This window comes from Oceanobacillus manasiensis, assembly GCF_000724085.1.
Taxonomy (GTDB): Bacteria; Bacillota; Bacilli; order Bacillales; family Amphibacillaceae; genus Oceanobacillus_B; species Oceanobacillus_B manasiensis.
Genome location: NZ_CCDL010000003.1, coordinates 482,809 through 493,081, shown reverse-complemented (window position 1 = coordinate 493,081; position 10,273 = coordinate 482,809). Strand labels below are relative to the sequence as shown.

Here is a 10,273-nt window from a genome sequence, read left to right as displayed (position 1 = left end):
GATGTATTTAATGTGAAATTCTTGTAAAGGAAAAAAACACAGTAAAAAAGAGCCCTGTATATTCACATAGGCTCTCGCAATACTTTTTATTCTGATACTTGTTTTTTTCTATCCCGAGCTAACTTTTCCAGTATTTGATAATCCTTGGACTTTTCAAAAGGAATTTCATGCTTATCAGAAAAATCACCTAAATCTTCATATAGCTTTACAGGTATAAAATCGATGAGCCGGATGTTAAAACCCTTATACGTGTGGACAACAGCACCCTTTGTTGCCCAGCCATATCGTTTAAATTTTATATGACTTATTTGGTTTGGTGTCACTCGTTTTTTATAGAGGAGAAGCCCCATCCACATGATGTGATAGGCAATGGATTCCTCATTAATGTCGCAAGAATAACGAAGAAAGGCAGTTGCGAATAAAAAGGCTGCAAAAAGGATTAAAAAATATGAGAACCATCCAAAACTGGCCATATCTCTAAATGTGTTTATAAAGAAAAAAATTGACAAGAAAACTAAAACTTCACGTCTTCCAACATACGAATACTGCATCCCCACATCATCCCTCCATTATGTATGAGCCTTTTCATAAAGCTTACCATAATATGGATGAATTTGAGTAGGTGTTTTAGTGTCCCATCTTTTCCATGTTTGCACGAACTGCCTGCAAAATAGCATTCCGAAATCCGTTTTCTTCTAAACTTGCAACAGATTGAATGGTGGTGCCATCAGGAGAACAAACTTCATCCTTTAATTTAGCTGGATGCTCGCCTGTTTCTAATACCATTTTTGCTGCACCTAATGCTGCTTGTGCTGCAATATTATATGCTTTTTCTCTTGGCATACCATATAATACTGCGGCATCAGCTAATGCCTCTATGTACATATACATAAATGCAGGAGATGAGCCACCAACTGCACTTGCTGTATCCATGAGCTTCTCATCAATCACTTCGGCTTTACCAATACTGTTAAATAAATTTACAAGCTGCCGCTGCTCTTCCTCATTAATAAGAGAATTGAAACTCAGACTCGTCAACCCTTCTCCTACAAGGACTGGTGTGTTTGGCATTGCTTTGACTAGCTTTACCTTTCTGCCAAATCTCGCTTCATTTTCTGCAATACCCTCTCCACCACCAATAAGAATCACAATTGTCTCATCTTGAATGCAATCTCTAATCTCATCAATTACAACAGGATACTTATCTGGCGTAATCGAAAGAAACACTATATGACACAGTCGAGCGATTTCTTCATTACTTTCAACTGTTTGGATTCCATAAACATCCTTAAGGTGTAAAAGTTTATCTTCACTTCGATTTGATGCAACAATTTGTTCAGGCAGATAACCAGCCTTCATCATTCCACCAATTATAGCTTCCGCCATATTTCCACTACCAATAAATCCAATCTTCTTCATGTAAAAACCCTCTCCGCATTCTCTTTATACCTGTATTATTTTAGTATAGGGTAGGATAAAGGGCAAATAGGTTAGAGTAAGAATTGAAAAAACAAAAAAGCCCTCACTTTAACGTGAAGGCTTCGTGCATTTTTTATTCTTCTATTGGTGCTTGATGGAGTGGTGGTGGAACAAGCCAACCCTTATCTTTATTTAGTTTTAAAAATTTGCTGCCCAAAGCTGCTTTATTCATGTGAAATTGGCCAAACATCATTGCAATGTCTTCACGTATGGACATCCCTATTATCTGACTACAAGCTACTAGCCCTGCAGCGATCTTTGCCGAAGCAGCAGCCGCTATATCAGGATCCTGGAAACGTGCCCCTACTGGAATATCATTCAATTCAACGTGTGGAGGCATTGGCGCAGCTGGCGGAAGTGCTACACCATTTTTTGTAAGTACTTCTGAAACTTGCTTTGCTTCTTGCTTAGCTCCTTCAATTACATCCTTGAGAAGTTTTTTTAAGTCTTCATCTCCTGCATGATTCAATAACATCTCATGGTCAGCTGCAGTTTTATTGCAAACCATCACAAACTCCCACAAACTAAAAACTTCACCATAATGCATTGGTTCTTCCTGTGGATTTCCACTTAAAATACCCATTTAATCCCTCCTTACAAATTAATAACAAGTGTGCCAACCTTCTTCCGTGCACAGTTATATTGTGGTATGATTTGGAACATATTATCCATTAATAATTTCAACTGCTAGGATAATTGTTAGAAAATCAAATTTTAATATTTATGAAGTGTTCTGCAGTTTAGTCGGAATTAATAATGGTACACAATATTAGATAGAAAGAATCAGCATTCTAGTCTCTTGATACCTCACACCGCTACTTTTTTTCTATTTTAGTATTTCTTCTTTTTCCTCAAACTAACATTCGATTTATCTTGCCGAAAAAAGGGAATTGACTTACCATAATAAACTAGTTATATGGACAAGTATTAAATTTCACTTCTATTATTCAGTACGTTTGTTCATACTGTAGGTACTTGTTACTGTAACTAAATTAGAACTCTGTGCAGGATGTGAATATATGCCTAAATTACGTAATATTATTGCCTTGTTGCTAATAGCCTGGGGATTTTGGCATTTTTATGGAGAAGATTTTCAACAAGCTGGTTTTACCGGTGTCTATGAAGAAATCTCCTCTGATATAAATAATATAAGACAGGATCCTAAAGTTGTTGCCACTATAGAAACGATCAATCACGAAATACAAAATTTGTTAGGGACTATTAAAGAGGGGCAAGAGGAACAACAAACTAGAGAACCTGATGCTGAGAAGCCTCAACTTAATGCTCCGGAAGAGCAGTCATTTTCTATACACAATGTAGAGATTGGAGATAAGCGTTCTCAAGTAGAAGAAATTATTGGCGCTCCACAAAGATCTACCACAAACGAGTATGGCGTAGAATGGGTGAGCTATCACGAGAATTATCAAAACTTTTTTATGGCTGCATATGATGAAGATAATAATGTTGCTGGGTTATATACGAATCAGGACTTATTATCCTCTACCAGAGACATTGCATTCGACAGTCCTAGAGATTCAGTACTATCTGCTCTTGGAGATCCACTTAACGCAATAAGAAAAGGGGCTGTGAGATATCAAGTTCAGAACGAAGAGGAATATGACACATTTAATATAGACGATAATTATGTAACCATGTTTTATGATAAGCATGAGGAGAATACTCTGACTGCCATACAGATAATTAGTGAGGAGCTGGAACAGCAGAAGAAAGCATATTATACTGATCCCGACGAAGAGTTAAAAGAAGGCTTGGAATATCAATTATTTGATCTGACAAATGCTGCAAGAGTGGTGCACGGCCTTCCTGTACTTGAATGGAATGAGCCCTTACGTAAAACTGCTCAAGATCATAGCACAGATATGGCAGAAAATAGCTATTTCAGTCACACAAACCTAGATGGCCAATCTCCTTTTGATCGCATGGCGAAAGACGATATTGCCTTCAGAACTGCCGGGGAAAACCTCGCTACTGGGCAACCAAGCAGTATCTTTGCTCATGAAGGCTTAATGAATTCACTTGGACATAGGGAAAACATTTTGCAAGAGAATTACGAAACGCTTGCTGTCGGTGTATCCTTTGGTGAAAATGCAAGACCCTATTATACGGAGAATTTTTTGACAAAATAACTAATTGATATTGTTGAAAAATGGCCTGCCCTCAAATCCCCGAGTTGGCAGGCCAGTATTTTCTAGGCTTTATATTTCCAATTCAAATTGATTATACTCTCTGCCTTTTTTATCAATCTTAGTAGCCACTTTTACAAACCCTGATTTCTCAAACAAAGTTCTGGAAGGAGTATTGTACGTGTAAATTTTATTAACCTTTAAACTCGACCAGCCCAGCTTCATCGCTCTTTTGATTAGCATGGTTATCACACATTTACCGATCCCTTTACCCCTATAATCCTTTTCACCAATCACAATTGGCATCATATTTCTAGATAACGTTACATCCCCGATAGCATACCATCTATTCGCTTGAAAGTATTCAATAATATAAAGCTCCCCAATTTCCATAAGACGCTTATACATTCTTTCAATTGTCTGAAGGTCATAAGGTGTGGTACCTTCCCCTTCTGAATAAAATAGTATTTCTTCGTCTTGATACCAAGGGAATGCATGATATATGTCCTTTGGAAGTTGGGCAGATCTTAAACGTAAATTATTCTCTATAATTATCATTTTTATCCAGTCTCCAAAATCTTTATTGAGAGGTCCTTTGTTCCTAACAATCTTCCTTTTAGTTATAATCTTGGTTTGACGTGACTTAATTTATCACTTAATGAGTGATATTTTATTATATAAATAGCAGGACCAGTTAAAAGTAGAAATCCTACTAAGAGAGCGATTTCTGAAGACCAATATTCTGGGATGACGCCAGCTAAAAAAGTCCCTAGCACCGAAAAAATACCACTAATTACATACGTTGCACTTTTAACTCGAGATAATAACTCATCAGGTGTAACTCCTTGCTGAACTGCTGCCTGAACTATAAAAGCCATTGAAAGTGCGCCATCAAAAACAAGCAGACCTATACATAAAAAAAGGTAGTTTTTAAACAAAGCAATGAGTAAAATGCCAGAAGCTGAAACGGTAAGTAGAACAATTAGAAACAATAGCCAATTAACATTTTTGAACCATTTCATTATAATGATCCCAGCCATGTTTCCAACACCTGCGCAAGACAAGGCTATGCCAATAAGTCCCTCGGATAAATTTAAGGTTATTCTAGCATGAAATATCACCGTTAACATTATGAAAACAGTAGAAAAACTTAAACTACTTATAACCAATATGCACACTATTTGCTGGGGAGTTGAAAAGATATATCTCAAGCCATCACTTGTTTGTTGAATAAATCTTTTTCTTTTAATCTTTAAGTTAGAAGTCTCAGTGTACTTAACTTTTTCAGTATATTGAACTCTGGAAATAAAGAACATGGAAATAATGGATAATAAACCACAGATAAATAAAGTTACACTTTCTCCAGAATATGCTAACAATAAGCCACCGATGGTTGGACCCACAAATGTACTAAAAGCATCAGCGGCTTCTAAGCCCGTATGAGCTTCTACTAATTTATCCCTTCCGGTTACATTTGGAATCATTGTGGAAAAGGCTGTTCTACTAATTAACGCTACTATTCCCATGACGAATAGCAAAATAGCAACCAATAACGAATTGTATTGTTCTGATGCAATGAAAAATGTTAGTAAAAAAATACATACTGCATAAAAGAGGTTACATATCGTAGCCACTCTTACTTTATTCTTCGACTCCACCCAGGTTCCTATCGGTATAGCAAATATAATTGTACCTAATTGCTGTGATAACATTACTAAACTAGTAACTAGTGGCGATCTGGTTAAACCTAAAACAATAAGTGGTATAACCAGTTCTCTAAGACGGCTATTAAGAACTGTGGCCAATTCTGAAAGCCACATAGATGTAAAGTTTTTATTTATTAGGAATGATTTCATACTAAACTCCCTAAAAGATATACAAATAAGATTCTAGTAAAAGTTAACTTCTATAAAAGTAGATAAAGTATGTCCGCGAATATAAAACACATACACATTATCTAGAAGTTACTATTGGTTAACATAGTCCTCTTGAAATAAACTCATCATATATGCATCATGATAGCTACCATTCACAAAGTAATGCTTTTTTTGCTCCCCTTCTACATGAAAACCTACTTTTTCGTAAATATGAATGGCTTTTTCATTTACCTTTATCACATCTAAGGATAATTTATGTAAGTTTAGTTGGTTAAAGGAGTAATCGACCATTAATCGTGTCGCATCTTCAGCATATCCGTTACCTTGCTGTTCAGGATCAATCATAATGGCAAATTTAGCAAAGCTGTGGCGGAGATTAATACCGTAAAGACCTACATAGCCAATCTTTTCATCTGAATGATAAAGAATGAACTGTCTATTAGCTTCGCTTTCTTGTAGTTCTTCATAGGCTTTCTTTAATTTCTCCATGGTTGTATAAGGTTCAGCAAACCAATAATCCATTACATCAGAATTAGTTCTCATTTTGTACATGAATTCCAAGTCTTCTTTTTCGTATGGCCGAATATGTAAGTTATTGTTCATTTTATAACCCTTTCTCATTTAGACTAATTATAATCTTAACAAAATTTTAAGTATAGTTCAGCAATACGTAACTTTTAAATAAAGTAATTAAATAACAACCTCACGTTCTCTTCCCAATTATAGAAAAGGGTGGCTAATCCTTTGATCTTTCACACTCATCATACATAATAAGCCATTAAGATATCATCGGCGTAAGAACCATCTTCATATTTAATCTGTTTAATTTGTCTCCCTTCTTCTACAAACCCGAAATTTCTATATAAATGAATGGCTCTCTCGTTTATTGATGTTACTCCTAAACAAATTTTTTCTACGTCCCTCTGTTTTCGAGCCCAGTTAGTAAGGTATTCAAGTAATAATGTACCAATACCCTTATTTGTATACCCATTTCTAATACCCATACCCATTGAACCAGCATGCTTTAGTCGAGTGGGTTCATAGCGGCGAAAAATCATAAATCCAACTACATAACCTTCAACTTCAAAAACTACACAAAGATTATTTCTCTTCAGGCATTTTCGTATTGTTTCTTTTTCTCGCTCAACATCCATTGGTAATTCATTTGGAGAAGATACAAAATACCGTGTTGTCTTTCCTGAAAGAATGATATCCTTTTTGATATCTATTATTGCCTGTGCATCAGCTTCTGTTGCTACTCGAATCATCCAATATCCCTCCCGCCAGGTGTGTTCTAGTATATCTTTCAGGAAAATTTATAACGTGAATCTCTATTACTATTGATGAAACCTGTAATCGAGTTTGATCGTACTAACAGTTAACACTTACAATAAAGGAGATTTATTAGTGAAGAATCTTACGCTATTTGGAAAAGTGAACCTTGCCCTTGGTATTATATCTTTAATTCTTGGAATCTACTTGTTTGTTGAAACTTATACTGGAGGGTTTGTTTTTAAAGAACAATACCTATCCATTTCTTTTGTGGCACTAGGAATATCGTTATTTTTCGCTTCTTATTTAACTAAGGAAGAGAAAGAATAAATAGAGTAGTTACTATTTCTCCGGATACACCTTAAGAATCTTTAAACTCTTGACATTTTATTATTTGAGCTAACATTTTTTTGCTTACAGTGTCCTTTTTGCGACGCGGTCTCCCAATTTGTTCATAAATCTCTTTCTCTTCCAACAGTTGTTTTGGATTTATCACTAAAGCCGATATTCCTTTTAAATTAAATGTTTCTAAAGACAAAGAATCTGCTCTCCACAACCATTCATGCAATCCATTCATAATAATGTTTCCATCTTCTAAACGAAAAATATATCCAATCGTGATTTCTACTTCATCCTTGCGAAAATCAGACTGCCTATCCCGAAATTCTTCTTTAACAGAGACTTTCTCATAACCAGCTGTTTCAAGTTCATCCTCTAACTTTTCTCTGTTTTGTATACATGTTATTAAATCAATATCGTCGTGAAGTCGAGTGATTTTGCCTAGTAAAAAATCAATTGCCCAACCTCCACGTAACCAGAAATTCATATCAAGATTATCAGATATAGAACTAATTTCACTCAATACCTTTAATTGTGATTTACTTTGTTTTTCAATGTTTTGGAAAGTCATCAACTCCCAGTTGAAATAAGCATTTATTAAACATGCTTCTCAAATGCTTTGCTTAACTATTTCAAGCCTGCGGAACCAATCACAATTGTGACAATTCCTTGCAATGGATTGTAAAGCCCCGTGTGCTAAGGATAGATTTAGAATGAGATTATAATTTTGAAAACTTGCACCTCCCTCTTTTTTTAACCCCCCTAAATTACAGAGACTAGTTGCTTTCATTATCAACAAACTTAATAGACTGCATGTGTGTTCTCGCTAAAGTAATCACTTCTTCAATAAATTCCTCCTTCGTTTCTTTGAACCCTAGATTAATCCAGTTTAGAAGAAGTCCATAAAAACCATACGCTGTATAGCGTGTGAAATATGCCATATTTACAGGGATATGATTAACTGTCTCAAAGGTGAATTTTTCCTGATAAATCTTTAAGATAGTCTGGGGAAACCTAGTGTGTAACCCAGGGATTGTATCTTCGTGTTTAATTAGCTCAAAAAAATCTTTGTTTTCATAGATGTAAGAAACAATATTGAAAGAATCTAAGTTAAGGTGCGTGGTAGATACAGTTCGCCCTGGCACAAACAGACTACCTACAGAATCTTCTAAGCCTTGTAGCATGGTGTTCATTAAGTCTCTTGTAAGTTCAAATTTATCTTGATAATGGACATAAAATGTACTTCGATTATACAAAGCATGATCTACGATGTCTTTTACAGAAATAGCTTGATATCCCTTTTCTTTAATTAAAGCAATAAGGGATGTTTTCAAATGTTCTCTTGTTCGATTTTGGCGCTGGGATGGCATTTCAAGTTTGCCGTTCATAAAAAAACCTCCAAAAACAGACACTTTCATCGAAAATGTCTACAGATTAGACACTTTGCAAATGATTAATGATTGGTTAAAAAATGGTAAAGGAATAAAATTAAATTGTAAGCATGAATAAACTATCAATTCTATTATACTGGAGGAATCTATTATGGGTAAACTACAAAATAAAGTAGCAGTAATCACTGGTGGGGCATCTGGTATCGGTGCAGCAACAGCAAAATTATTTGTGTCAGAAGGCGCAAAAGTAGTTCTTGTTGATTTGAATGAGGAAAAAGGAAAAGCATTCGAAGAAGAATTAAAAGCTCAAGGAGCAGAGGCTCTTTTTGTTAAAGCAAATATTACGAGTGAAGAAGAAGTTGCTAAAGTCTTCAAACAAGCTACAAGTATATTCGATAAAGTAGATATCGTATTTAATAATGCAGGAATTGGACGCGTTCACTCATCTCATGATTTGGAGTATAGTGAGTGGAGAAACACAGTTAATGTTGACCTTGACGGTGTATTTTTAGTAGCGCGTGAGGCAATCCGAGGAATGCTTGAAAATGGTGGCGGAACGATTGTCAATACTGCTTCCATGTATGGCTGGGTCGGTTCACCTGGAAGTGCAGCATACAATGCTGCAAAAGGTGGGGTTATTAACTTAACTCGTTCCCTTGCCCTAGAATATGCAGAAAAAGATATTCGCATTAACGCTTTATGTCCTGGATTCATTGATACACCAATCATTCCAGAAGAAAATAAAAAAGAATTATCTTCCATCACACCGATGAAACGACTGGGAAAATCGGAAGAAATGGCGAAAGCGGTGTTGTTCTTAGCAAGTGATGATTCATCATATATGACAGGTAACAGCTTGACTGTTGATGGTGGGTATACTGCACAGTAGCAAAATAGTAAGTTAATCATTGAATCAGCGGGGATATCTTCCTCGCTGATTTTTTTATTACCCGAAAATCTCGCAATTACCTTAACTTACTTGAAGTCACACACAATGTTATTGCTCTTATTTGTTTCAGCTATTCGATTCATATTTTATTCTCAAACAGAAGGACATCTTTCCATTCCCCTCTAATCTTTAATATTATTCAATTAATACAGATCCAACCTCATTTCCTTGAAAGTCAGGGTTTAAGGGGGATGTACTTAATTCAACAATACTCGGACCAACGCTAATATAATATGACAAAAAAAAGCCTCTTTTAAGAGGCCAATAAGTTAATACTTTAGTACTATCTATCACAAAAACTGTGATACTTTTTCTTTTGGCAAGAGCAAATAGCTGTTGTGCGGAACCATGGATGATCAAAATAACTATTTCTTAGAAAGTTGTTATTATCATGGCCATGCTTTTTGTGACACCCACATTTATGACTTTGGTGTTTTTGACAAGAATTGCAATTACACATAATAATTCACCCTCCCTTCTTCCTTACACTATATGAAAATAGATAGAAAAAGATTGGACAGGTTTCATAGTTAATAATACATTTTGACATCTACTAAACCATTATTAAATTGAAGCTCGAAAAAATAAACTATTGTTTCACGGCAACAGCCATTCCAATCATATAAACTTCGAATACAATACCTTATAAACCGTAAGGGAGAGAAATTAATTATGTGGAGAAAAGTAGACAAACGAAGACTTGTTAATCAGGATGAGTATACTTCAAAAGCTAAAGAAAATGTTAATTCCGAAATTGAAAACTATGTAGAGAATGAGAATGATAACAAGTCAAAAGACAAAAAAGAGATTAAACGCAAATAA

General features: G+C 35.3%; 13 protein-coding genes. 4 read left to right on the top strand and 9 right to left on the bottom strand.

Going from position 1 to position 10,273, the window contains the following annotated elements:
• Positions 1–86: 86 nt before the first annotated feature.
• The 3 genes from BN985_RS16030 to BN985_RS16020 form a co-directional block, all read right to left on the bottom strand.
• Positions 87–557, bottom strand: a complete 471-nt coding sequence (locus BN985_RS16030; protein ID WP_042224694.1) for a hypothetical protein — start codon at positions 555–557, stop codon at positions 87–89.
• Positions 558–627: 70 nt separating this feature from the next.
• Positions 628–1,419 carry a pyrroline-5-carboxylate reductase gene (gene proC, locus BN985_RS16025; protein ID WP_042224693.1) on the bottom strand — a complete coding sequence of 264 codons (792 nt, stop codon included), beginning with the start codon at positions 1,417–1,419 and terminating at the stop codon, positions 628–630.
• 133 nt (positions 1,420–1,552) lie between these two features.
• Positions 1,553–2,062 carry a DUF3231 family protein gene (locus BN985_RS16020; RefSeq protein WP_042224691.1) on the bottom strand — a complete coding sequence of 170 codons (510 nt, stop codon included), beginning with the start codon at positions 2,060–2,062 and terminating at the stop codon, positions 1,553–1,555.
• A 436-nt stretch (positions 2,063–2,498) separates the two neighbouring features.
• Between BN985_RS16020 and BN985_RS16015 the strand changes: the two genes are divergently transcribed.
• Positions 2,499–3,626: a CAP domain-containing protein gene (locus BN985_RS16015; RefSeq protein ID WP_052360717.1), complete on the top strand. Its 1,128-nt coding sequence runs from the start codon at positions 2,499–2,501 to the stop codon at positions 3,624–3,626.
• Positions 3,627–3,695: 69 nt separating this feature from the next.
• Here the strand turns inward: BN985_RS16015 and BN985_RS16010 are convergent, their stop codons facing one another.
• The 4 genes from BN985_RS16010 to BN985_RS15995 form a co-directional block, all read right to left on the bottom strand.
• Positions 3,696–4,181 carry a GNAT family N-acetyltransferase gene (locus BN985_RS16010; protein ID WP_042224689.1) on the bottom strand — a complete coding sequence of 162 codons (486 nt, stop codon included), beginning with the start codon at positions 4,179–4,181 and terminating at the stop codon, positions 3,696–3,698.
• 62 nt (positions 4,182–4,243) lie between these two features.
• Entirely contained in the window at positions 4,244–5,479 is a 1,236-nt protein-coding gene (locus BN985_RS16005) for an MFS transporter (protein WP_042224688.1), read from the bottom strand.
• A 111-nt stretch (positions 5,480–5,590) separates the two neighbouring features.
• Positions 5,591–6,103, bottom strand: coding sequence for a GNAT family N-acetyltransferase (locus BN985_RS16000; protein ID WP_042224687.1), 513 nt, complete (start codon positions 6,101–6,103; stop codon positions 5,591–5,593).
• A gap of 158 nt (positions 6,104–6,261) precedes the next feature.
• Positions 6,262–6,768 carry a GNAT family N-acetyltransferase gene (locus BN985_RS15995; RefSeq protein WP_042224686.1) on the bottom strand — a complete coding sequence of 169 codons (507 nt, stop codon included), beginning with the start codon at positions 6,766–6,768 and terminating at the stop codon, positions 6,262–6,264.
• Between the two features lie 139 nt (positions 6,769–6,907).
• Between BN985_RS15995 and BN985_RS15990 the strand changes: the two genes are divergently transcribed.
• Positions 6,908–7,102, top strand: a complete 195-nt coding sequence (locus BN985_RS15990; protein WP_042224684.1) for a hypothetical protein — start codon at positions 6,908–6,910, stop codon at positions 7,100–7,102.
• Between the two features lie 31 nt (positions 7,103–7,133).
• Here BN985_RS15990 and BN985_RS15985 read toward each other — a convergent pair whose 3' ends face one another.
• Positions 7,134–7,682 (bottom strand): nucleotidyltransferase domain-containing protein, encoded by a 549-nt coding sequence (locus BN985_RS15985; protein WP_042224682.1) that lies wholly within the window; start codon positions 7,680–7,682, stop codon positions 7,134–7,136.
• A gap of 205 nt (positions 7,683–7,887) precedes the next feature.
• Positions 7,888–8,499 (bottom strand): TetR/AcrR family transcriptional regulator, encoded by a 612-nt coding sequence (locus BN985_RS15980; protein WP_176463542.1) that lies wholly within the window; start codon positions 8,497–8,499, stop codon positions 7,888–7,890.
• 154 nt (positions 8,500–8,653) lie between these two features.
• Between BN985_RS15980 and BN985_RS15975 the strand changes: the two genes are divergently transcribed.
• Positions 8,654–9,391 (top strand): SDR family NAD(P)-dependent oxidoreductase, encoded by a 738-nt coding sequence (locus tag BN985_RS15975; protein ID WP_042224681.1) that lies wholly within the window; start codon positions 8,654–8,656, stop codon positions 9,389–9,391.
• A gap of 732 nt (positions 9,392–10,123) precedes the next feature.
• Complete coding sequence (locus BN985_RS19100) at positions 10,124–10,273, top strand: hypothetical protein (protein ID WP_156960151.1); 150 nt, start codon at positions 10,124–10,126, stop codon at positions 10,271–10,273.